This is a genomic window from Nonomuraea thailandensis (assembly GCF_024172165.1).
GTDB lineage: Bacteria > Actinomycetota > Actinomycetes > Streptosporangiales > Streptosporangiaceae > Nonomuraea > Nonomuraea thailandensis.
The window spans coordinates 11,877,765-11,900,548 of the sequence record NZ_JAMZEB010000002.1 but is presented as its reverse complement, the minus strand read 5'-3'; the positions used below and the strand labels follow the sequence as shown (position 1 = coordinate 11,900,548).

Below are 22,784 nucleotides of genomic sequence, written 5' to 3'. Positions count from 1 at the left end.
TTTCAGGCGGTACGGTCCAGTGCCCTGAGGGACCGGTCGGTGATGGAGCGGGCGCCGCGGCCGATGGCCACCATGCCCGATTGGACGAGTTCTTTGATCCCGAACGGCTCGAGGACCTTGACGAAGGCCTCCAGCTTGTCGGGAGTGCCGGTGACCTCGATGGTCACGGCGTCGGCCGCCACGTCGACGCAGCGGGCGCGGAAGAGGTTGACGAGCTCCAGCACGTGGGAGCGGCTCTCGGCGTCGGCCTTGACCTTGATCAGCATCAGCTCGCGCTGCACCGACTGGGACGGGTCCAGCTCGACGATCTTGAGCACGTTCACCAGCTTGTTGAGCTGCTTGGTGACCTGCTCCAGCGGCAGCTCCTCGACGCTGACCACGATCGTCATGCGGGAGATGTCGTCGTGCTCGGTGGGCCCGACGGCCAGGGAGTCGATGTTGAACCCCCGGCGGCTGAACAGCGCCGACACGCGCGCAAGGACACCCGGCCTGTTCTCGACAAGCACGGACAGCGTGTGTCTACTCATCCTCGTTCTCCCACCTCGGCGCCATGTCACGGGCGATCTTGATGTCGTCGTTGCTGGTGCCCGCCGCGACCATGGGCCAGACCATGGCGTCCTCGTGGACGACGAAGTCGACCACGACAGGCACGTCGTTGATCTCCATGGCCTTCTTGATCACGGCGTCCACGTCCTCGGGACGCTCGCACCGCAGGCCCACACAACCATAGGCCTCCGCGAGCTTGACGAAGTCAGGGATGCGGCGGGGGGCCTGCAGGTTGGTGTTGGAGTAACGCTGCTCGTAGAACAGCGTCTGCCACTGGCGGACCATGCCGAGGTTACCGTTGTTGATGACGGCGATCTTGATCGGCACGCCCTCCAGGGCGCACGTGGCCAGCTCCTGGTTGGTCATCTGGAAGCAGCCGTCGCCGTCGATGGCCCACACGGTGGCCTCGGGGCAGCCCATCTTGGCGCCCATCGCGGCCGGCACGGCGAAACCCATCGTGCCCGCGCCGCCGGAGTTGATGAACGTGCCCGGGTTCTCGTAGTCGATGAACTGCGAGGCCCACATCTGGTGCTGCCCGACCCCGGCCACGTAGTAGGCGTCGGGGCCGGCGATCGCGCTCAGCCGCTCCATGACGTACTGCGGGGCCAGCGAGCCGTCGTCGAAGGTGTCGTAGCCCAGCGGGTAGGTCTGCTTGTAGCCGTTGAGGATCGTCCACCACTCCGCGTAGTCGCCCTTCTGGCCGGAGGCCTGGACGGCGGCGATGAGGTCGGTGAGGACCTCCTTGCAGTCGCCCACGATCGGCACGTCGGCGTGGCGGTTCTTGGAGATCTCGGCCGGGTCGATGTCGGCGTGCACGATCTTCGCGTACGGGGCGAACGACGACAGGTCACCGGTCACCCGGTCGTCGAAGCGCACCCCCAGACCGATGATCAGGTCCGACTTCTGCAGGGCGCCCACGGCGGCGACGCTGCCGTGCATGCCGGGCATGCCCATGTGCTGCGGGTGGCTGTCGGGGAACGTGCCGCGTGCCATCAGGGTGGTGATGACCGGGATGTTCGCCAGCTCGGCGAGCTGCAGCAGCTCGGCCGAGGCGCGGGCCTTGTGGACGCCGCCGCCGACGTAGAGGACCGGCCGCCTGGACTCGGCGATCAGCTTGGCGGCCTCGCGGATCTGCTTGGAGTGCGGCCTGGTGACCGGGCGGTAGCCCGGGAGCTGCATGGTGGGCGGCCAGCTGAAGGTGGTCTCGGCCTGGAGGGCGTCCTTCGAGATGTCCACCAGGACCGGCCCGGGGCGGCCGGTGGAGGCGATGTGGAAGGCCTCCATGATCGTGCGCGCGATGTCGCCGGCATCGGTGACCAGGAAGTTGTGCTTCGTGATCGGCATGGTGATGCCGGAGATGTCCGCCTCCTGGAAGGCGTCCGTGCCGATCATCGGAGAGGCCACCTGACCGGTGATCGCCACGATCGGCACCGAGTCCATGAAGGCGTCGGCGATCGGGGTCACCAGGTTCGTGGCGCCCGGGCCGCTGGTCGCCATGCACACCCCGACCTTGCCCGTGGCCTGCGCGTAGCCCTCGGCCGCGTGACCCGCACCCTGCTCGTGCCGTACGAGCACGTGCCGGACCTTGGTCGAGTCGTAGAGAGGATCGTAGGCCGGCAGAATGGCACCGCCCGGGATCCCGAACACTGTGTCGACTCCAACGTGCTCCAGCGCCCTGACCAGGGCCTGTGCACCTGTCATCCGTTCGGTCATCGGCTCGTTCCTTGCGTGGCTACTCGCTTAAGGACATAAAAAATGCCCCTTCCCACCAGGCGGCGGGACTGGGGCGGCGCGCAGGTCGTCGTGCTTCGCTATCGGCCTGCGCGCCGGCGAAGTACTACGAGAATCTCACTGCGAAGCATGGCCTACACCATAGCCGCTCCGAACGCCATCGCGCCAACTTCGTGGACACAAGTCTCAAACAGTGAGACTCGTCCGCATCAGCGAGTCGACCCCGCGCGCCGCCATCGGCCGCGCCACCAGGAAACCCTGCCCCCTCGTGCAGCCCATCTGCTTGAGCAGCTCGAGCTGCTCGGGACGCTCGATCCCCTCGGCCACCACGATAAGCCCGAGGTCGTGCCCGAGCCGCACGATCGTGCGCGTGAGCAGGGTCAGCGTGTCGTCCCTGCCGAGCCCCGACACGAACGACGGATCGATCTTGATCATGTCGACGGGCAGCTGCCTGAGGAAGGCCAGCGAGGCGTAACCGGTGCCGAAGTCGTCGATCGCCAGCCGCACGCCGAGCGCCCGCAGCTCCGACAGCCGCTTGATCGTCTCCTCGGCGTCCTCGACCAGCATCTCCTCGATGACCTCAAGGGTGAGCACGGAGGCCGGCAGCCCGCTCTCGGTCAGCGCCTCCTCGACCGTCTCGACGAACCTGGGGGCCATGATCTGGCGCGCCGACAGGTTCAGCGACAGCCCGATGTCCCAGGAGGAGGCCCGCCAGGCGGCCACCTCGCGGCACGCCTCGCGCAGGATCCACTCGCTCAGCGGCACGATCAGCCCGGTGTCCTCGGCCGCGCCGAGGAACTGCTCCGGCGGCACGAAGACCGACCCGCGCCACCATCGCACCAGCGCCTCCACCGCGGTCACCCGCGAGGTCGCCAGGTCCACCACCGGCTGGTACTCGATCGCGAACTGCTGCTCGATCAGCGCCCGCTGCAGGTCGGCCGCCAGCTCCAGGCGGCGCATCACGTCGGCGTGCATCTGCGCGGCGAACACCTCCACGCGCCGCCCGCCCAGCTCCTTCGAGCGCGCCATGGCCACGTCGGCGTTGCGCATGAGGTCGCCCGCCGGCACGTCGTCCTCGGTGAAGGCGACGCCCACGCTCGCGGTCAGCGCCACGTCGCGGTCGGCCACGCGGAACGGCTCCTGCGAGACCGCGCGCACCAGCCGCTCGGCCAGGTCCACCGCGATCTGCGCGTCGCCGCCGGTCTCCACGAGCACCGCGAACTCGTCGCCGCCCCACCGGGCCAGCGTGTCGTCGGCGCGCACGGCGCCGCGCAGCCTGCGGGCCGCCTGCCCGAGCAGGTAGTCGCCGCTGGCGTGCCCGACCGAGTCGTTGACCGAGGTGAACCCGTCGAGATCGAGGAAGATCACCGCGACGTTCGCCGTGCCGGGGCCCGCCGTGCGGCCCGACAGCACCTCGCGGGTGCGCTCCTCGAAGTAGGCGCGGTTGGGCAGCCCGGTGACGCCGTCGTGGAAGGTCAGGTGGGCGACCTGGTTGCGCAGCGCCTCCTCGTCGCTGACGTCCCTCGTCGTGACGAGCATGAGGTCCTCGCCGCCGGCGTGGCGGGTGGCCACGGACTCGGTGGGGCGCCAGGTGCCGTCGGCCGCGCGGACGCGGCAGGCGATCAGGCAGGCGCCGGGGGCTGCGTTGTCCTCCTCCAGGTTCATCGCGCGCATGGCGACCTGGATGCCCGGCACGTCCTCCGGGTGGATGTAGTCGAAGATCGACCCGCCGACCAGCTCCTTCGGGCTGTAGCCGTAGGTGACCTCGACGCCCGCGCCGATCTCGCGTACGACGCCCTCGTAGTCGCAGGTGAACACCACGTCGCCGGTGCTCTCCGCCAGCTCCTTGAGCTGGCGCTCGCTCAGCTTGACCAGGCTGCGCAGGCGCACGTTGGCCGCCGAGACCACGAACAACCGCACCAGCAGGAGCAGCACCACGGAGACCGCGACCACCACGACGCCGGTCACGGGCGCCCCGGTGCGCCCGCCGGCCTGGTGCACGAGCAGCGTGCCGGCGGCCACGGCCACCAGCGCCAGGGGCACGAGCGCGACCACGTGGCCGACCGCCGGCCGGCTCGCCTGCCTGATCCGCGGCCCCCAGGGGACGGCGGCCAGCAGCAGGAAGGCGACGGGGGCGAGCATCACGCCCCAGAGCTGCGGCTCGGCGTCCATGAGCCGGGCCACCGCCGCCGACATCCCGGCCACGGTCATCGTGGCCAGCGCGCCCACGCCCGCCAGGGCGAGCAGCCAGGACGACGACCTGCTGGTCAGCACCGACGGGATCACGGCGAAGGTCACCAGCAGCCCCACCAGCGGCGGCAGCATGACCAGCGTGAACACCGCCGCGTCGGCCGTCTCGGCGTAGACGTGACGCAACGCCACCATCCAGCCGATCAGGAAGAGCGAGGCCGTGCACAGGTAGGCGTCGGTGAGCTGCCGTAAAGCGGCCCTGGCCGGGAACCTGCGGTCGGCGGCCACCAGCGCGCCGCTCGCCGTGATGACCGTGCCGAGCAGCATGAACATGTCCGCGAAGCTGTCGACGAAGCTCTCGGTGAACGGCCGCAGCGCCACCCCGGCGGTCCAGATGACGGCGCCGCCGCCCATCCAGCGCGCGCCCAGGGCCGTCGGGCGGTGCGTGGCCGCCTGCTTCACCGAGGCGATCAGCAGGGAGGCGGCGGCGACCAGCGCCGCGATCCCTCCGGCGACCGCTCCGGTGACCAAGGCCGGGCTCTCCGTCAGGAGGGCGGCGGCGAACGCCACCGCGCCGGCCGCCGCAGCGGCGGCCGGCGGCACCCGGGGATCACGCCAGCGGATCACAGTCGTTGCCCATCCCGTCTCGAACTCTGCACCAGTGACCGCCGAAGCCCGGTCGATCACTTCGCCAGTGTGTGCTGTCGTGGGTGCGCGGGTGGTGACAACGCCGATGTCGTCACCGATCTGATAACCAGACAGACCAATTGCCGCCAAGAGCTCCTTGACAGTGAGTCAGGAACTCCCTGCAAACGTAACCGTACGCACCGAAGGTCACGGACCAGCCACGTTCCGGGATCCTCTCAGTACGAGTCGGTGATGACATTCACCAACGGCTCCCCTGCCAGGTATCTCTCCACTTGAGCGCGTACGAGCCGCAGCGTGCGCCGTACGGAGGCGGGGGTGCTGCCGGCCACGTGCGGGGTGATCAGCACGCCCGGCGCGCTCCACAGAGGGTGACCCTCGGGCAGCGGCTCGGGGGCGGTCACGTCCAGCGCGGCGCGCAACCGGCCGGTCTTGAGCTCGGCGACCAGTGCGTCGGTGTCGACGACCCCGCCCCTGGCGGCGTTCACCAGCACGGCGCCGTCCTTCATCCGGGCCAGGAACGCGGCGTCCACCATCCCGGCCGTCGCGGCGGTGGCGGGCACGAGCAGCACGACCACGTCCGCCTCCGGCAGCAGCGCGGGCAGCTCGTCCATGGCGTGCACGCCGTCGCGGGCGGTCCTGGCCACGCGGACGATCTCCACCTCGAACCCGTCGAGGCGCCGCTCCAGCGCGGCCCCGATGGAGCCGTGCCCGACGATCAGCACGGTGGAGTCGGCCAGCACGCCGGTGTGGTGGTAGGTCCACTCGCCCCTGCGCTGGGCGTCCACGAACCCGGGGAACTCCCTGAGCACCGCGACCATGGCCCCCACCGCCCACTCGGCGGTGCCCGCCTCGTGCACGCCGCGCGCGTTGCACAGCACCGCGCCCTCGGGCACGTGCGGCCGGTACGGCTCAACGCCCGCGGTCACGGTCTGCAGCAGCCGCAGCGAGCTCATCCTGGCCAGGGTCCCCGGCACGTCGGGCACGGTGACCAACGGGGGGATCCACACCTCCACTTCCTCCACCCCGTCCGGCATCGCGGACGTGCCGTCATAGACAGCACATTCGACGCCGGGAAGCTCGGACAGTACATCAGCCACCGAATCGGACGGAACCCAGGTCTTCATGCCGAGAACCTTACGACTACGGGGTAAGTATGGAACACATGAGGAAGCTTCGGACGATCATGCTACTGACCGCGCTCACGGCATGCTCCGGGCTCACGGCCTGCGCCGGCCGCAGTGGAGAGGTGCTCCCCACCTCGGCCGTGTCGGCGGGCGCCGCCCCGGGTGCACCCCAGGACGTGGTGACCGGGCTGGCCGTGCCGTGGGGGATCGCGTTCCTGCCCGGCGGGGACGCCGTGGTCACCGAACGCGACACCGCCCGCGTGCTGCGGGTCACCCGAGCCGGCCAGGTGACCGAGCTGGCCAGGATCGAGGACGCCAGGCCCGACGGCGAGGGCGGCCTCATGGGCGTGGCCGCCAAGGACGACCAGCTCTTCCTCTACTACACCGCCGAGGCGGACAACCGGATCGTCCGCTACCGCCTCACCGGCGGCGGCCTCACCGACCAGCAGCTCCTGGTGCAGGGCATCCCCAAGGGCGGCATCCACAACGGCGGCCGCCTCGCGTTCGGCCCCGACGGCTTCCTGTACGCCACCACCGGCGAGATCGGCGACCGCGACCTGGCCCAGCAGCGCGACTCGCTCGGCGGCAAGATCCTGCGCATGACCGTGGACGGCGTGCCCGCGCCCGGCAACCCGTTCGGCACGCTGGTCTACAGCTACGGCCACCGCAACGTCCAGGGCCTGGCCTGGGACGGCTCCGGCCGCCTGTACGCCTCGGAGTTCGGCGCGAACACCTACGACGAGGTCAACCGGATCGAGCCGGGCGGCAACTACGGCTGGCCGGAGGTCGAGGGCCGCGGCGACGACCAGCGCTACGTCAACCCGATCCTCACCTGGTCCACGGCGGAGGCGTCGCCGTCGGGCCTGGCGTACGCCAACGGGTCACTGTGGATGGGCGCCCTGCGGGGGGCGCGCCTGTGGCAGATCCCGCTCGGCGAGGACGGCTCCGCCGGCGCCCCGGTGGCCCACTTCACCGACCGCTACGGCCGGCTCCGCGCGGTCGCCGCCACCCCGGACGGCAAGCTGTGGGTCGGCACCAGCAACAAGGACGGCCGCGGCTCCCCCAGGGAGGGCGACGACCGCATCATGTCCGTCACCCCGTCCTGACCTCCGCCGGCGCGCAGGCCCGGGGCCTTACTGGGTTACGGCGGTACACGTCGTCTGGGTCTGCGGGCGGTACTTGGTGGTCAGCTTCTTGTCCTTCTTGACCACCTTGCCGTCCAGGTGGAACACCCGGGTCACGTCGATCGTGAACCCCTGCTCCCCCACCGTGGGCAGGCAACCGGCCGCCGCGCTGCTCTCCCGCCGGAACGGGGTGAAGTCGCGCCGCTCCGAGGTCACGGCCTCCACGCGGTCGTACCGCTTCGTGCTCCACAGCGCCACCGTCACCGACGTCTCGGTGGCCGTGGCCTTGATCAGCACCCCGTACTCGGAGTCGTTGCGCCACTTCAGGTCCAGATCCGGGTACAGCAGCGCGACGTCCCGCCCGGCCGGGTAGCGCGGCGCGTAGTAGTCCATCGGCTGGTGCTCCACGTCGTCGAACCCGCCGAAGAACGCCGCGTTGTACAGGGTGGTCGCGAACTGCGACCCCCCGCCGCCGACGATGTTCACCATCCGGCCGCCGACGATCTGCCCGGCCTCGACGTACCCGTCCTCGACCGTCCGCTCGCCCAGCACCTCGTTGACGGAGAACGTCTGCCCCGGCCTGACGAGGTACCCGTCGATCTCCTGCGCCATCCGCTGGATGTTCTTCACCCGGGGCTGGCAGCAGTCGAACGTCGTGCTGAACTCGCCCACCAGCTCCTTGATCCCGAGCCCCTGGACCTGCGTGGTGTCGACGGACGGCGCGACGGTGCCGAGCCGGACCGGGATCGTGCGCTCCCCGCCCTCGGCGAACACCTTCTCCGCGTCCCTGGCCAGCAGCTTGTCGTTGACCCCGCGGCCGGCACGGGCGGGCACCAGGACGGGCTTGCCGTTCACGATCTGGTAGGAGGCGTCGCGCGGCTGCTGCGCCGCGTCCACCAGGCTGCCCTCGACGGAGGCCAGCACCCGCTCGGCGTCGAACTGCGGCACGAGCGCGCCGTCACCGTCGGCGTTGTACGTGAGGTTCGCCGCGATCATGGCCGGCGGGATCTGCACCTGCTTGCCGTCGAGCGTCAGCGTCACGGGGGCGGCCACGGCGGCCCTGGCCTTGGCCATCGCCTCGGTGACGGCCTCGGGGGTGGTGGCGGGCTTGGCGGGCCTGAGCGTGAGGGCGACGGGGCCGCCGCCGCTCAGGAAGGCCTGGCTGATCCTGCGTACGGCGTCGTCGCGGTCGAGCAGCACCCCGTCCTCGGGCCGGCGGGCCCTGGGCAGCAGCCCGGAGTAGGTCACCCGGCCCTCGACGGCGGGCTTGTCGATGCTCTCCGCCAGCCCCTCGACCGTCCTGGTGAGCTGGGAGGAGTCGACGCTGATCCGGGGCTGCAGCTCGGTCGTGCCGACCAGCCCCCGCCACACCTCCACCGGGCTGGGGAACCCGCTGGGCGCCTGCCCGATGGTGGCGACCACGTCGAGTTCGAGCCCGGCCTCGTCGGGCTGGATGGTGTCCTTCTTGCCGCCGATGTCGGCCACGACGGGCTTGCTGAGCTTGGCGCCGAGCTCGGACCGCAGCTTGTCGGCCGCCTGCGTCACGGTCAGGCCGCCGATGTCCACCCCGGCCACGCGCGTGCCGCGCAGCACCGAGCCGGACATGAGCACGGCCGGCACCACGTACGCCAGGGCCGCGAGCACCAGCACGAGCACGATGAGGCTCGGCAGCAGCCGGCCGCGCCGGGGCGGCTCCGGCTCGAACGGCGAGGGGCGTTCCGGCGCGCCGAACGCGGTGGCGGGCCGGCTCGCCGGCTGCTTGTCCGCGGCCATCGGCCAGGGCTGCGCGGGCGGCACCGGTGGCAGCGTGCCCTTGCCCGACGGACCGCCCGGCGCGCCCGGGCCCTGGGCCGGCTTCTGCTCCTGCTTCTCCGGCGGGCCGAAGATGTCCCGGGAGACGCCCGGGGGCAGTCCTTCGATCCGCGGCCTCCGGGTGACGGCCGACGTCGGTAAGGGCACCGAGGCGAACGGGTCGGTCGGTGATTCGATCGGTCCGGCGTTTCGCACGCCTCAATCTCCTCCCGGTCCGCAGCCAAGTCTCAGGCAACAGTAAGGCACGCGGATCCGCATATGTCACGGGAAATGGCTACGGAAATGTGTCAACCTAGCCACCGGTAGCGATGTTCCGGCCGACCGGCCGTGCCGTACCGCGGCCGGAACTCCGCCTGCCCCGCCGCGCACAGGTGTTCCAGATAGCGGCGGGCGCTGACCCGCGACAGGCCCGTGAGCTCGGCGGCCTCGGCCGCCGACAGGTCGCGGCCCGCCTCCCTGAGGGTGTCGGCGACCAGCGCGCAGGTGGCCGCCGACAGCCCCTTCGGCATGGGGACGGCGGTCTTGGGCGTGCCGAAGAGCCGGTCCACGTCGTCCTGGCGGGCCTCGGGGCCGATGGCGGTCAGGCGGTTGCGGGTGTCGGCGTACTGCCGCAGGCGCTCGGCCAGGGCGGCGGCGGTGAACGGCTTGATGAGGTAGTTGACCGCGCCGCCCCGCATGGCCTCCCTGACGGTGGGCACGTCGCGGGCGGCACTCACCACGAGGACGTCCACGTCGTGCAGCGACTTGAGCACGTCCAGGCCCGACATGTCGGGCAGGTAGATGTCGAGCAGCACGAGGTCGGGCCGCAGCTCGGCGACGGCCGCCAGCGCGTCGGCGCCGCTGTGCGCGACGGAGACCACGCTGAAGCCCGGCACCCGGCCCACGTAGCCGCTGTGGATGCGGGCGACCATGAAGTCGTCGTCGACGACCAGCACGCGGATCACGAGGAGCCCGCCTTCGCCGGGAGCAGCGCGGTGAAGACCGCTCCGCCCGCGTTCCGCACGCGTACCCATCCGCCCCTGCGCAGGCACACCTGCCGGGTCAGCGCCAGCCCCAGCCCGCGCGGCCCCGCCTTGGCGGCCTTCGTCGTGAACCCCTCCCTGAAGACCTCCTCCACCAGGTCGGGCGCGATGCCGGGCCCCGAGTCGCCGACCCGTACGCGCAGCCCGCCCGCGTCGGCCTGCACCGAGACCTCGATCGTGCCCTGCGCGCCGTCGAGCGCGTCGAGCGCGTTGGCCACCAGGTTGCCGACCACGAGGACCGCGTCGCGGGGATCGCCGAGCAGGCCCTCGGGCACCGAGGAGTCCTCGGCGAGCACGAGCTCGGCCCCGCGCTCGGCCGCCTCGGCGGACTTGGCCAGCAGCAGGGCGGCGAGCGTGGGGTCCTGGATGCGCTCGCGCAGGCCGGTGGCGTAGGCGCCGTGGGTGGTGCGGGTGATGAAGCCGATGGCCGCCTCGTGCTCGCCCAGCTCCAGCAGGCCGACCACGGTGTGCATGCGGTTGGCGAACTCGTGTGCCTGGGCCCGCAGCGCGTCGGTGGCGCTGCTGGCGTCGTCCAGCTCGCGGGCCAGCCGGATCAGCTCGGTGCGGTCGCGCAGGGTGACCACCCAGCCGCGGTGGCGCCCGCGCACCCAGACGGGGGTGCGGTTGAGCACCAGCACCCGGTCCCCGTGCAGCACGATGCGGTCCTCGCCGGGGTCGGCGCCGCCGAGCACGTCGCGCATGCGCTCGGAGACCGGCATCTGCGTCAGGTCCGCGCCGACGTCGCCGAGCAGCTCGCGGGCGGCGTCGTTGACCAGGGTCACCCTGCCTGCCAGGTCGAGCGCGAGCACGCCCTCCTTGACGCCGTGCAGCACGCCCTCGCGCTGCTCCAGCAGCGCGGCGATCTCGCGCGGCTCCAGCCCGAACGTCTGCCTGCGCACCCGCGCGGTGATCAGCGCGGCCAGGGCGAGCCCGGCCAGCAGCACGGCCAGCGCCGTCCACAGGAGCGGCGGCAGCGCCTGGAAGACCTGGCTGATGACCGTGGTCTCCAGCACGCCGACCGAGACGAGGCCGATGACCGTGCCGTACTCGTCGCGGATGGGGGCCTTGCCCCTGACCGTGGTGCCGATGGTGCCGGTCTCGGTGCCGACCCAGCTCCGCCCCGTACGCAGGACCGTGCTGCCGTCGGTGGACAGCCGCTTGCCGATCAGGGAGGTGTTGGGGTGGGCGTAGCGCTCCTGCTCGTTGTTGGCGATCACCACGTAGTCGGCGCCGGTCTCCTGCTGCACGCTCATGGCCAGGGGCTGCAGCACGCTCTCCGGCCGGGCCAGCCCGAAGGCGCGCCTGACCTCGGGCAGGCCGGCGACCGACTGCGCGATGGCCAGCGCCCGCTGCTGGTGCAGCTCGTCGAGCTGGTCACGCGTGTGCTCGGCCCACACGCCTCCGGTGCCACCGACGGCGAGCAGCACGATCACCATCTGGAGGACGAACAGCTGCGTCCCCAGGGAGGCGTCACGAACCCGTCTCACCCGGCCCATGGAAACACTCCCAGGTCACGTCCGGGTCGCGACCAATACGACCACTATGACGGCAAGCGCGCAAAGCCTCGACGGGCCGCGGACGGCACTTCACCATGCCAGTTCCATAACAGTGAAAATCCCCCCTGGAGTGATCATGCGCTTGCGCGTACTCGCCGCCCTCGCGGCACTCTCCCTCGGCGCGCTGACCGCGTGCGGCCAGTCGGGCGGCACCTCCGCCGCCGGGCCCCTGCGGATCATGGCCCCTGCCGCGCCGGGCGGCGGATGGGACCAGACCTCCCGCACGGCGGAGCAGGCGTTCAAGGCGGCCGACCCGCAGCGCAAGGTCGAGGTGTACAACGTGCCCGGCGCCGGCGGCACGATCGGCCTGGCGCAGCTCGCCGGCGAGAAGGGCAACGGCAACCTGCTGATGACCATGGGCCTGGTCATGGTGGGCGCCATCGAGCAGAACAAGTCGAAGGTCACGCTCACCGAGACCACGCCCATCGCCAAGCTGACCGAGGAGTACGAGCTGGTCGTGGTGCCGGCGGCGTCCCCGTACAAGTCGCTGGCCGACCTGGTGGCGGCCTGGAAGGCCGACCCGGCGAAGGTGTCCATCTCGGGCGGCTCCGCGGGCGGCACCGACCACATCGTGGCCGGCCTGATGGCCAAGGCCGCCGGCGTGGACCCCAAGCAGGTCAACTACATCGCCCACTCCGGCGGCGGCGAGGCGCTGAACGAGCTGCTCGGCAACAAGGTCAGCGCCGGCATCTCGGGCGTGGCCGAGTTCGCCGAGCACGTGAAGTCCGGCAAGCTGCGCGCGCTGGGCGTGACCTCCGCCGAGCGGGTGCCCGGCCTGGACGCACCCACCCTCAAGGAGGGCGGGCTGGACGTCGAGCTGGCCAACTGGCGCGGCTTCGTCGCACCCGGCGGGCTCTCCGAGGCCGACAAGAAGACCCTGACCGACGCGGTCACCAAGATGCACGACTCGCAGCCGTGGAAGGACGCCGTGGCCAAGAACGGCTGGATCGACTCCTTCCAGACCGGCCGGCAGTTCGCCGACTTCCTGGCCGCCGAGCAGACCCGGGTCAAGGCCATCATCGCCGAGATGGGGCTCGTCTCCTGATGATCAGGTCCCGGTGGCGGCCCGAGCTCGGGCTGGCGGCCGTGGTGCTGGTGCTGGGCGTGCTCGTCGTGGTCGGCACGCTGGACGTGTCGGCCGCGGCCTCCCAGCTCGGCATCGGGCCGCGCTTCTTCCCCATGCTGGTCGGCGGCGCCATGGTGCTCATCGGCCTGTTCTACGTGGCCGACGTGCTGCGCGGCGGCCACGGCGACCCCGAGGAGAGCGAGGACGTGGACGCCGAGGCGCCCACCGACTGGCGCAGCCTGGCCCTGGTCAGCGGCATCTTCCTGGCCTTCGCCGCGCTGCTCGACCTGCTCGGCTGGATCGCCGGCGCGAGCCTGCTGTTCTTCGGCCTGTCGGTGGCGCTCGGGGCCGAGCACAAGCTGCGGGCCGCCGTGATCGCCGTGATCATGGGCGTGGCGACGTACCTGCTGTTCGTCAACGGCCTGGGCGTGAACCTGCCGGGCGGGGTGTTCGCGCCGTGACCTCCTTCCAGCTCCTGCTCGACGGCTTCGCCGCCGCGCTCACCCCCGTCAACCTCCTGTACGCGCTCATCGGCGTCACCCTGGGCACCCTCGTCGGCGTGCTGCCCGGCATCGGGCCCGCGATGACCGTGGCGCTGCTGCTGCCGATCACCTTCACGGTGCCGCCCGCCAGCGCGTTCATCATGTTCGCCGGGATCTACTACGGCGGCATGTACGGCGGCTCCACCACCTCCATCCTGCTCAACACCCCGGGCGAGTCCGCGTCGATGATCACGGCGTTGGAGGGCAACAAGATGGCCCGGCACGGGCGGGCCGCCCAGGCGCTGGCCACGGCCGCGATCGGCTCGTTCGTGGCCGGCACCATCGCCACGGCGCTCCTGGTCGTGGCGGCGCCCGCGGTGGTGAGCTTCGCGATCGCGTTCGGGCCCGAGGACTACTTCGCGCTGGCCGTCCTGGCCTTCACGGCCGTGTCGTCGGTGTTGTCCCGCTCCATCGTGCGCGGCCTGGCCTCGCTCGGCCTCGGCCTGGTGATCGGCCTGATCGGCATCGACCAGCAGACCGGCCAGGCCCGGCTCACGCTGGGCATCCCGCAACTCCTGGACGGCATCGACGTGGTGATCGTCGCGGTCGGCCTCTTCGCGCTCGGCGAGGCCCTGTACGTGGCCTCCCGCCTGCGCCACGCGCCTCCCGAGGTGGTGCCGGTCGGCCGGGCGTGGATGGGCCGCTCCGACTGGCGCCGCTCCTGGGCGCCGTGGCTGCGCGGCACCGCCCTGGGCTTCCCGTTCGGCGCGCTGCCGGGCGGCGGGGCCGAGATCCCCACGTTCCTGTCGTACGCGGCCGAGAAGCGCCTGGCCCGCGGCGTGGCCCGCGAGGAGTACGGCAAGGGCGCCATCGAGGGCGTCGCGGGCCCCGAGGCGGCCAACAACGCCTCCGCGGCCGGCACCCTGGTCCCGCTGCTCACGCTGGGCCTGCCCACCTCCGCCACGGCCGCCATCCTGCTGGCCGCCTTCCAGCAGTACGGCCTGCAGCCGGGGCCGCAGCTCTTCGACCACAACCCGGCGCTGGTGTGGGGCATGATCGCGTCGCTGTTCATCGGCAACGCGATGCTGCTGGTGCTGAATCTGCCCATGGCCCCGCTCTGGGCCCGCGTCCTGCGCGTCCCCCGGCCTTACCTGTACTCCGGGATCGTGCTCTTCGCCGCCCTCGGCGTCTACGCGCTGAACGGCACCGTGGTGGACCTGTTCGTCCTGTACGTGCTCGGCCTGCTCGGCTACGCCATGCGGCGCTTCGGCCTGCCCGTCGCGCCCGCCGTGATCGGCATGATCCTGGGCCCGATGGCGGAGATCCAGCTCCGCCGGGCGCTGGCGATCGGGGCCGGCGACGTGAGCGTGCTCGTCCGCAGCCCGATCGCGGCCGTGCTGCTCGCGCTGTCGCTGCTCGCGCTCCTGACGCCCCTGTTCAGGAAGCTCCCGGCCCGGCTTCGCGCCGCCGGCGCTTGCCCGCGCGGGGAGTAACCCGAGCTCCGGCCGGGAATCCCTGAGGAGTGGTTCTTGGAGTGGCCCCGCCGATCTGTCCGGATCGGCGGGGCCAGCCTGTCTTACTCGGAGACGCCCAGCTTCTCCAGGATGAGCTCCCGGGCCCGGGCCGCGTCGGCCTTGCCCTTGCTGGCCCGCATGACGCCGCCCACGAGCGCACCCGCCGCGGCGATCTTCCCGGACCGCACCTTCTCGGCCGCGTCGGCGTTGTCGGCCAGCACCTGGTCGATGATCGCCGACAGCTCGCCCTCGTCGTTGACGATCTTCAGCCCGCGCCGCTCGACCACCTCGTCCGGCGTGCCCTCACCGGCCAGCACGCCTTCGAGCACCTCGCGCGCCAGCTTGTCGTTGAGCGCGCCCGAGGCCACCAGCTCGGTCACCCGGGCGATCTGCTCGGGCGTGATCGGCAGGTCGGCCAGCGGCGTGCCCGTCTCGTTGGACCGGCGCGCCAGCTCGCCCATCCACCACTTGCGCGCGTCGGCCGCCGGCGCGCCGGCCGCGACCGTGGCCTCGACCAGGTCGATGGCGTCGGCGTTGTGCATGGCCTGCATGTCGAGGTCGGACAGCCCCCACTCGGCCTGCAGCCGCTTGCGCTTGACCGACGGCAGCTCGGGCAGGGCCGCCTTCAGCTCGGCCACCCACGCCGTGTCGGGCGCGATCGGCACCAGGTCGGGCTCGGGGAAGTAGCGGTAGTCCTGGGCCTCCTCCTTGGACCGGCCGGACGTGGTGGTGCCGGTGTCCTCGTGGAAGTGCCGGGTCTCCTGCGTGATCGCCCCGCCACCGGCGAGGACGGCGGCCTGCCGCTCGATCTCGCTGCGCACGGCCCGCTCGACGCTGCGCAGCGAGTTGACGTTCTTGGTCTCCGTGCGGGTGCCCCACTCGGACGAGCCGCGCGGCATCAGCGAGACGTTGACGTCACACCGCAGCGAGCCCTCCTCCATGCGCACGTCGGAGACGCCCAGCGAGCGCATGATCTCGCGCAGCTCGGTGACGTACGCCCTGGCTACCTCGGGCGCGAGCCGGTCGGTGCCCGGGATGGGCTTGGTCACGATCTCGACCAGCGGGATGCCCGCGCGGTTGTAGTCGACGATCGAGTAGTCGGCCCCGTGGATGCGCCCGGTCGAGCCGCCCACGTGGGTGGACTTGCCGGTGTCCTCCTCCAGGTGCACGCGCTCGATCTCGATCCGCACGGTCTGACCGTCGACCTCGACGTCGATGTAACCGTCGAAGCAGAGCGGCTCGTCGTACTGGGAGATCTGGTAGTTCTTCGGCATGTCCGGATAGAAGTAGTTCTTCCGGGCCATGCGGCACCACTCGGCGATCGAGCAGTTGAGCGCCAGGCCGATGCGGATCGTCGACTCGATGGCCTGGGCGTTGGCCACCGGCAGCGCGCCGGGGAAGGCCAGGCAGGTCGGGCAGACCTGCGTGTTGGGCGGGGCGCCGAAGGTCGTCTTGCAACCGCAGAACATCTTCGACCTGGTGCCCAGCTCGACATGCGTCTCGAGGCCGAGCACCGGCTCGAAGCGCTCGAGCGCTTCGTCGTACGGCATGATCGTGCCGGCAGTCATCGTGAGGTCCTTCGTTCGGATCGTTGCGGCATGTGCGGGACGCCCTACAGCTCCGGGGCCTTGGACAGCAGGCTGCCGCCCCAGCGGCTCTCCAGTGCCTGCTCCACGGCCGCGCCCACGCGGTAGCAGCGGTCGTCGCCCAGCACCGGGGCCATGATCTGCAGGCCCACCGGCAGCCCGTCCTCGTCGGCCAGGCCGACCGGCACCGAGATGGCCGCGTTGCCCGCCAGGTTGGACGGGATCGTGCACAGGTCGGCCAGGTACATCGCCATCGGGTCGTCGGCGCGCTCGCCGATCGCGAACGCCGTGGTCGGCGTCGTCGGCGACACCAGCACGTCGACCTGCTGGTAGGCGGCCTCGAACTCGCGCGCGATGACCGTGCGCACCTTCTGGGCCTGGCCGTAGTAGGCGTCGTAGTAGCCGCTCGACAGCGCGTACGTGCCCAGCATGATCCGCCGCTTGACCTCGGGACCGAACCCGGCGGCCCTGGTCAGCGCCATGACCTCCTCGGCGCTGCGGGTGCCGTCGTCGCCCACGCGCAGGCCGTAGCGCATCGCGTCGAAGCGCGCCAGGTTGGACGAGCACTCCGAGGGCGCGATCAGGTAGTACGCGGGCAGCGCGGTCGTGAACGACGGGCAGGAGACCTCGACGACCTTGGCCCCGAGCGACTCCAGGAGCTGCACGGCCTCGTGGTAGCGGGCCAGGACGCCCGCCTGGTAACCCTCGCCGGCGAACTCCTTGACGACGCCGATCCGCATGCCGGCGACGTCCGGGGTCTTCGCGGCCTCGACGACCGAGGGCACGGGCGCGTCGATCGAGGTGGAGTCCATCGGGTCGTAGCCGGAGAACGCCTCGTGCAGCAGCGCCGCGTCGAGCACGTTGCGGGCGAACGGGCCCGGCGTGTCGAGCGAGCTGGCGAAGGCGATCAGGCCGTAACGGGACGAGCCGCCGTAGGTGGGCTTCATGCCCACGATGCCGGTCACCGAGGCGGGCTGCCGGATGGAGCCGCCGGTGTCGGTGCCCGTGGACAGCGGCGCCTCGTACGCGGCGACCGCCGCGCTGGAGCCGCCCGACGAGCCGCCGGGGATCTTCGTCAGGTCCCACGGGTTGCAGGTGGCGTGGTAGGCGGAGTTCTCCGTCGAGGAGCCCATGGCGAACTCGTCGAGGTTGGTCTTGCCCAGGATGACCAGCCCGGCCTCGCGCAGGCGCGCGGTGACGGTCGCGTCGTACGGGGGCCGCCAGCCCTCGAGGATCTTGGAGGCGGCCGTCGTCGGCATGTCGCGGGTGGTGAAGATGTCCTTGTGCGCGATCGGCACGCCGGCCAGCGGCCCGAGCTGCTCACCGGCCCGCAGCCTGGCGTCCACGGCCCGCGCCTGCTCCAGCGTGACCTCGCGGTCGACGTGCAGGAACGCCTTGACCTTGGGCTCCACCTCGGCCATGCGGTCGAGGTGCGCCTCGGCCACCTCGACGGCCGACACCTCGCCGGCGGCGATCATCGACCCCAGCTCGGCGGCGGTCTTACGGATCAAGCTCATGCCTCCTCCCCGAGGATGCGCGGCACCCGGAAGCGGTCGTCCTCGACGGCGGGGGCGCCGGCGAGCGCCTGGTCGGGCGTCAGGGACTGTCGCACCTCGTCGGCACGGAAGACATTGGTCAGCGGAAGCGCGTGCGACGAAGGCGGCACGTCCTCGGCGGCGACCTCGGCCACCTTCGCGACCGACTCGATGATGGCATCGAGCTGGGTGGCGTAGTGATCGAGCTCGTCGTCGGTGAGCGCCAGCCTGGACAACCGGGCCAGGTGTGCGACCTCGTCGCGGGTTATGGCGGACATGAGTCGTTGAACCCGTTTCGTGGATGGAGTCTTTGGACACTGCCATCCTAGGGGGCTTGACCAACAAGCCCCGAACCATTAAGCCTCAGGCCGAGCTGCTGACCTCAGGCTGGTAGCCGTACTCCACCGCGCCGCCCGCGCGGTCGCGCAGCCAGCCCGCGGCCTCCTCGGCCGGCATGGGGTGGCAGAACAGCCAGCCCTGCCCCACGTCGCACCCCATCTCCACCAGCCGCATCGCCACGTCGTCCGACTCCACGCCCTCCGCGACCGAGCGCAGCCCGAGCGAGCGGACCAGGTCCACGATGGAGCGCACGATGCGGTAGTCGTCCTCCGACTCCGCGATCCGGCGCACGAACGAGGCGTCGATCTTGACCTCCGACACCGCCAGCCGCTGGAGCCGGATCAGCGAGGAGTAGCCGGTGCCGAAGTCGTCGAGGGCCAGGGGGACGCCGAGCGTGGCCAGCGCCTTGATGGTCTCCTGGGTGTAGGCCTGGTCGCCGGTCAGGATGCGCTCGGTGACCTCCAGCTGGATGGCGGCGGGCGGCAGGCCGTACCTGGCCAGGCCGACCTCCAGCTGCTCGGGCAGCGCGGAGGCGAGCAGGTCGCGGGCGGAGATGTTCACCGAGATCTGCACCCGCAGCCCCGTGTGCCACCAGGCCGCCGCCTGCTCCAGCGCCTCCTCGATCACGTACGCCGTGAGCTGCCGCATCAGGTACGACTGCTCGGCCAGCGGCACGAAGTCCGACGGCGCGATCGGCCCGTGCACCGGGTGCCGCCAGCGCAGCAGCGCCTCGACCCCCTGGATGTCGCCGCCGCCCAGCCCCACCTTGGGCTGGTAGTGCAGGCGCAGCTCGCGGTTGTCGATGGCGCGGCGCAGGTCGCCGAGCAGGGTGAGGCGCTCGGGCGAGTTGCGGTCCTTGTCGGGCTGGTAGAGCTCGACGCCGGTGCGGCCCTCCTTGGCCAGGTACATGGCCACGTCGGCGCGTTGCAGCAGCAGCTCGAAGTCGGGGGCGTGGTCGGGGTAGAGCGCGATGCCGACGGAGGCGTCGAGGTCGAAGGTCATGCCCTCCAGGCGTACGGGCTCGGTCAGCGCCGCCCGCAGCCGGGCCGCCACCTCCCTGGCCGCGTGCGCGTCCCTGATCGAGGGCAGCAGCACCGCGAACTCGTCGCCGCCCAGCCTGGCCACGACGTCGCCGGGCCGTACGGAGTGGGTCAGCCGGTGCGCGATGAGCTGCAGCAGCCGGTCGCCCACCGGGTGCCCCAGCGTGTCGTTGACCTCCTTGAACCGGTCGAGGTCGAGCAGGAACAGCCCCACCCGCTCGTCCTGGCGCGCCTCGGCCAGCGCCTCCTCGGTGCTGACGATGAGCATCTTGCGGTTGGGCAGGGCGGTCAGCTCGTCGTGCAGGGCCTGGTGGTCGCGGCGCATGGAGAGCGTCGCGGTGAAGTAGACGGCGGCCAGCGGGGCGACGAAGAGCGGCACGAGGCCGGGCGAGTGGCTCATGACCACCACGACCAGGGGCGCCAGGCCGAGCAGGCCGGTGTAGACGAGGCTCTGCGGGCCCACGGTGGCCTTCAGCACGCGCATGATCGAGCGCCGCTCGTGCAGCGCGACCGCGCCGCTCACGAGGGTGGCCCTGGTGACGAAGTACGCGATGCCGGCCAGCGCGATCGCCAGCAGGTCGCCCCCGCCGGGCACCCATGGCGCGGCCGGGCTCGGCACGATGCCGAACGTCCCCAGCACCACGGCCGCGGCGGTGAGCGCGAGCGTGGACTGGGCGATGTTGAACATGATCCGGTGCCACGACCTGCGCGTCACCACGCCGTTGATCACGACGGCCACGGCCTGCATCAGCACCGCCACGGGCAGCCCCAGGTGGAGCAGCACGGCGAAGGTGAACATGGTGGACGGGTACGTGCCGCCGACGGTCGTCGCGGACGACACCATCACCGGCCGGAGCTCCCCCAGGATCACCAGCACCGCGAGCACCCAGAACAGCGGCGTGCGGGCCAGGCCCGCCACCCCGGCCGCGTCCAGCCTGAGCATGGCCACCACCAGGGCGGTGAAGCCGATCACAGTGATGCCCGCGAGGTAGCCCCACAAGGGTGTGCCGACGCGTGGTCCGGTGTCGCGGGTGTCGGTTGGGTCAGTCATCGGTAACAGAACCCCCATTAGGTCACTATGGGAGGGTACGACCTTCACCCCACTTCGCGAAACCAAGCGCGTACGTTCCGTCACTTCTCCTTCCCGACATATACCCAAAAAGCACCCTCAGTAGCAAACCGAGCACACAACGACGAAGGGGCCCGCCCTTGACGGGCGAACCCCCTTCCGGCAGCCGGAACGTCAGCCCTCCGGCGTGACCGCCACCCCGGCCGCCGCCTCCGGCCCCTCGTTCAGCAGCACCTCGAACCCGGCGCCATCGAGAATCGGCACGCCGAGGGTGACCGCCTTGTCATACTTCGACCCGGCGTTCTCCCCCGCCACCAGGAACGACGTCTTCTTCGACACCGACCCGGAGACCTTCCCGCCCCGGCTGGTCAGCGCCTCGGCGGCGGTGTCACGCGTGTAACCCTCCAGCGTGCCCGTCACCACGAACGTCAGCCCCTCCAGGGTCTGCGGCCCCTTCTCGGGGGCCGGCTCGTCCTCCATCCGGACCCCGGCGGCCCGCCACCGCTCGATGATCTCCCGGTGCCAGTCGACCTCGAACCACTCCTTGATCGTGGCCGCCACCCTGGGCCCGATGCCCTCGACCGCGGCCAGCTCCTCCTCCGAGGCGTTCATGATCGCGTCGATCGAGCGCATGGCGTCGGCCAGCGCGCGGGCGGTCGGCGGGCCGACGTGCCGGATCGACAGGGCCACCAGCACCTGCGCGAGCGAGCACTCCTTGGCCCGCTCCAGCTCCTCCATCAGGCGCAGCGCGTTCTGGCTGGGCTCACCGCTGAGGTTGGAGAAGAAGGTGACGACCTTCTGCTCCCCCGTCCTGGGATCGATCTTGGGCAGGCCCTGGGCGTCCTGGTCGCGGACCACCGACCGGATCGGGATGAGCCGCTCCAGCGTCAGGTCGAACAGGTCGGCCTCGGTGCGCACCACCGGCTCCTGCGGCGGCAGCGGCTGCGTCAGCGCGGTGGCGGCGACGTAGCCGAGCCCGTCGATGTCGAGCGCGCGCCGGCCCGCCGCGAAGAAGATGCGCTCGCGGATCTGGGCCGGGCAGCCACGCGCGTTGGGGCAGCGCAGGTCGGCGTCGCCCTCCTTCTCGTACGCCAGCTCCGTGCCGCACTCCGGGCAGTGCGTGGGCATCACGAACTCCCGCTCGGACCCGTCACGGAGCGCCGTGACAGGCCCGACGATCTCGGGGATGACGTCGCCCGCCTTGCGCAGCACCACGGTGTCGCCGATGAGCACGCCCTTCTTGACCACGATCGCGGCGTTGTGCAGCGTGGCCCGCTCCACGGTCGAGCCCGCCACCACGACCGGCTCCATCAGCCCGAACGGCGTGACCCGCCCGGTGCGCCCCACCCCCACCTGGATGTCGAGCAGCTTGGTGTTGACCTCCTCCGGCGGGTACTTGTACGCCATCGCCCAGCGCGGCGCCCGCGAGGTCGAGCCCAGCTCCCGCTGCGTGCGGAAGTCGTCGACCTTCACCACGACCCCGTCGATCTCGTAGGCCGGGTCGTGCCGGTGCACGCGGTAGTGCTCGATGAACGCGTTGATCCCGCCGAGATCCGGCACCACCTCGTACAGGTCGCTGACCGGCAGCCCGAACTCACGCAGCCGGTCGTAGCAGTGGGACTGCGTGCGCGGCTCCTGCGTGCCCTCCCAGACGCCGATGCCGTGCACCAGCATCCGCAGCGGCCGCTGGGCCGTGATGCGCGGGTCCTTCTGCCGCAGCGTGCCCGCCGCGGAGTTGCGCGGGTTGGCGAACGGGGGCTTGCCCTGCTCCACGAGCTGCTCGTTGAGCTTCTTGAAGTCCTCGACCGGGATGTAGACCTCGCCGCGGACCTCGACCAGGCTCGGGATGTCGTCACCCTCGAGCCGGTGCGGGACGCCCTTGATCGTGCGGACGTTGGCCGTCACGTCGTCACCCGTGCGCCCGTCGCCCCGGGTCGCGCCGCGCTCCAGCCTGCCGTCACGGTAGATCAGCGCCACGGCCAGCCCGTCGATCTTCAGCTCGCACAGGTAGGGGCCGGGATCGCCCTCGGCCAGGCGCTCGGCGCGCGCCTGCCAGGCCGCCATGTCGTCGGCGTTGAAGGCGTTGTCGAGGCTCTCCATCTTGTTGAGGTGCTGGACCTTGGCGAAGTCGCCCGACGGCGCCGCACCCACCTTCTGCGTGGGCGAGTCGGGCGTCTGGAGCGTCGGGTGCGCCTCCTCCAGCGCGAGCAGCTCCTTGAACCACCCGTCGAACTGCGCGTCGCTCACCGTCGGCTGGTCGAGCACGTAGTAGCGCCAGCGGGCGTCCTCGACCAGCTCGCTGAGCTCGGCGTGCCGCTTGAGCGCGCTCACCGGGACACCCTCGACCTCATCCACGTGAGCCTCCTTCCGTACGATGACCTGTGCAAACGCTATCGTCGA

At 71.4% G+C, this 22,784-nt stretch carries 16 protein-coding genes; 4 read left to right on the top strand and 12 right to left on the bottom strand.

Going from position 1 to position 22,784, the window contains the following annotated elements; translation table 11 throughout:
• Positions 1-2 precede the first annotated feature (2 nt).
• From ilvN to HD597_RS59385, 4 genes are all read right to left on the bottom strand, one after another.
• Positions 3-527, bottom strand: coding sequence for an acetolactate synthase small subunit (gene ilvN, locus HD597_RS59400; RefSeq protein WP_148436897.1), 525 nt, complete (start codon positions 525-527; stop codon positions 3-5).
• Entirely contained in the window at positions 520-2,259 is a 1,740-nt protein-coding gene (locus HD597_RS59395) for an acetolactate synthase large subunit (RefSeq protein ID WP_253757808.1), read from the bottom strand. Before HD597_RS59395 ends, ilvN begins: the two co-directional genes overlap by 8 nt.
• Positions 2,260-2,463: 204 nt before the next feature.
• On the bottom strand, positions 2,464-5,094 hold the full coding sequence (locus tag HD597_RS59390; RefSeq protein ID WP_253757806.1) for a putative bifunctional diguanylate cyclase/phosphodiesterase: 2,631 nt from the start codon (positions 5,092-5,094) through the stop codon (positions 2,464-2,466).
• Between the two features lie 236 nt (positions 5,095-5,330).
• A complete protein-coding gene (locus tag HD597_RS59385) occupies positions 5,331-6,239 on the bottom strand; it encodes a 2-hydroxyacid dehydrogenase (RefSeq protein ID WP_253757804.1) in 909 nt (302 codons plus the stop codon).
• Positions 6,240-6,277: 38 nt separating this feature from the next.
• Between HD597_RS59385 and HD597_RS59380 the strand changes: the two genes are divergently transcribed.
• On the top strand, positions 6,278-7,345 hold the full coding sequence (locus HD597_RS59380; protein WP_253757802.1) for a PQQ-dependent sugar dehydrogenase: 1,068 nt from the start codon (positions 6,278-6,280) through the stop codon (positions 7,343-7,345).
• A gap of 27 nt (positions 7,346-7,372) precedes the next feature.
• Here HD597_RS59380 and HD597_RS59375 read toward each other — a convergent pair whose 3' ends face one another.
• The 3 genes from HD597_RS59375 to HD597_RS59365 all read right to left on the bottom strand — a co-directional run bounded on the left by HD597_RS59375 (position 7,373) and on the right by HD597_RS59365 (position 11,693).
• Positions 7,373-9,370: a VanW family protein gene (locus tag HD597_RS59375; RefSeq protein WP_253757800.1), complete on the bottom strand. Its 1,998-nt coding sequence runs from the start codon at positions 9,368-9,370 to the stop codon at positions 7,373-7,375.
• 92 nt (positions 9,371-9,462) lie between these two features.
• Positions 9,463-10,119 (bottom strand): response regulator, encoded by a 657-nt coding sequence (locus tag HD597_RS59370; RefSeq protein ID WP_253757797.1) that lies wholly within the window; start codon positions 10,117-10,119, stop codon positions 9,463-9,465.
• The gene (locus HD597_RS59365; RefSeq protein ID WP_253757795.1) at positions 10,116-11,693 is read right to left on the bottom strand and encodes an ATP-binding protein; all 1,578 of its coding nucleotides are present in this window, start codon (positions 11,691-11,693) and stop codon (positions 10,116-10,118) included. The genes HD597_RS59370 and HD597_RS59365 overlap by 4 nt, the downstream gene beginning before the upstream one ends.
• Before the next feature lie 136 nt (positions 11,694-11,829).
• Between HD597_RS59365 and HD597_RS59360 the strand changes: the two genes are divergently transcribed.
• From HD597_RS59360 to HD597_RS59350, 3 genes are read left to right on the top strand one after another with little or no spacing between them, the layout of a single operon-like run.
• Entirely contained in the window at positions 11,830-12,798 is a 969-nt protein-coding gene (locus tag HD597_RS59360; RefSeq protein WP_253757793.1) for a Bug family tripartite tricarboxylate transporter substrate binding protein, read from the top strand.
• A complete protein-coding gene (locus tag HD597_RS59355; protein ID WP_253757791.1) occupies positions 12,798-13,280 on the top strand; it encodes a tripartite tricarboxylate transporter TctB family protein in 483 nt (160 codons plus the stop codon). The genes HD597_RS59360 and HD597_RS59355 overlap by 1 nt, the downstream gene beginning before the upstream one ends.
• A complete protein-coding gene (locus HD597_RS59350; RefSeq protein ID WP_253757789.1) occupies positions 13,277-14,794 on the top strand; it encodes a tripartite tricarboxylate transporter permease in 1,518 nt (505 codons plus the stop codon). The genes HD597_RS59355 and HD597_RS59350 overlap by 4 nt, the downstream gene beginning before the upstream one ends.
• An 83-nt stretch (positions 14,795-14,877) precedes the next feature.
• On the opposite strand, the gene gatB is transcribed toward HD597_RS59350, so the two are convergent.
• The 5 genes from gatB to ligA form a co-directional block, all read right to left on the bottom strand.
• Complete coding sequence (gatB, locus tag HD597_RS59345; RefSeq protein WP_253757787.1) at positions 14,878-16,383, bottom strand: Asp-tRNA(Asn)/Glu-tRNA(Gln) amidotransferase subunit GatB; 1,506 nt, start codon at positions 16,381-16,383, stop codon at positions 14,878-14,880.
• Between the two features lie 44 nt (positions 16,384-16,427).
• Positions 16,428-17,918: an Asp-tRNA(Asn)/Glu-tRNA(Gln) amidotransferase subunit GatA gene (gene gatA / locus HD597_RS59340; RefSeq protein WP_253757785.1), complete on the bottom strand. Its 1,491-nt coding sequence runs from the start codon at positions 17,916-17,918 to the stop codon at positions 16,428-16,430.
• Positions 17,915-18,214 carry an Asp-tRNA(Asn)/Glu-tRNA(Gln) amidotransferase subunit GatC gene (gene gatC, locus HD597_RS59335; protein ID WP_043618492.1) on the bottom strand — a complete coding sequence of 100 codons (300 nt, stop codon included), beginning with the start codon at positions 18,212-18,214 and terminating at the stop codon, positions 17,915-17,917. The genes gatA and gatC overlap by 4 nt, the downstream gene beginning before the upstream one ends.
• 85 nt (positions 18,215-18,299) lie before the next feature.
• Complete coding sequence (locus tag HD597_RS59330; protein ID WP_253757783.1) at positions 18,300-20,366, bottom strand: putative bifunctional diguanylate cyclase/phosphodiesterase; 2,067 nt, start codon at positions 20,364-20,366, stop codon at positions 18,300-18,302.
• Between the two features lie 192 nt (positions 20,367-20,558).
• On the bottom strand, positions 20,559-22,739 hold the full coding sequence (gene ligA / locus HD597_RS59325) for an NAD-dependent DNA ligase LigA (protein WP_253757781.1): 2,181 nt from the start codon (positions 22,737-22,739) through the stop codon (positions 20,559-20,561).
• Between the last annotated feature and the right edge of the window lie 45 nt (positions 22,740-22,784).

What these genes read in the sequence shown, in the direction of transcription:
- ilvN (WP_148436897.1), bottom strand. Translation starts at nt 527, where the DNA reads ATGAGTAGACACACGCTGTCCGTGCTTGTCGAGAACAGGCCGGGTGTC.
- HD597_RS59395 (WP_253757808.1), bottom strand. Translation starts at nt 2,259, where the DNA reads ATGACCGAACGGATGACAGGTGCACAGGCCCTGGTCAGGGCGCTGGAG.
- HD597_RS59385 (WP_253757804.1), bottom strand. Translation starts at nt 6,239, where the DNA reads ATGAAGACCTGGGTTCCGTCCGATTCGGTGGCTGATGTACTGTCCGAG.
- HD597_RS59380 (WP_253757802.1), top strand. Translation starts at nt 6,278, where the DNA reads ATGAGGAAGCTTCGGACGATCATGCTACTGACCGCGCTCACGGCATGC.
- HD597_RS59365 (WP_253757795.1), bottom strand. Translation starts at nt 11,693, where the DNA reads ATGGGCCGGGTGAGACGGGTTCGTGACGCCTCCCTGGGGACGCAGCTG.
- HD597_RS59360 (WP_253757793.1), top strand. Translation starts at nt 11,830, where the DNA reads ATGCGCTTGCGCGTACTCGCCGCCCTCGCGGCACTCTCCCTCGGCGCG.
- HD597_RS59355 (WP_253757791.1), top strand. Translation starts at nt 12,798, where the DNA reads ATGATCAGGTCCCGGTGGCGGCCCGAGCTCGGGCTGGCGGCCGTGGTG.
- gatB (WP_253757787.1), bottom strand. Translation starts at nt 16,383, where the DNA reads ATGACTGCCGGCACGATCATGCCGTACGACGAAGCGCTCGAGCGCTTC.
- gatA (WP_253757785.1), bottom strand. Translation starts at nt 17,918, where the DNA reads ATGAGCTTGATCCGTAAGACCGCCGCCGAGCTGGGGTCGATGATCGCC.
- gatC (WP_043618492.1), bottom strand. Translation starts at nt 18,214, where the DNA reads ATGTCCGCCATAACCCGCGACGAGGTCGCACACCTGGCCCGGTTGTCC.
- HD597_RS59330 (WP_253757783.1), bottom strand. Translation starts at nt 20,366, where the DNA reads ATGACTGACCCAACCGACACCCGCGACACCGGACCACGCGTCGGCACA.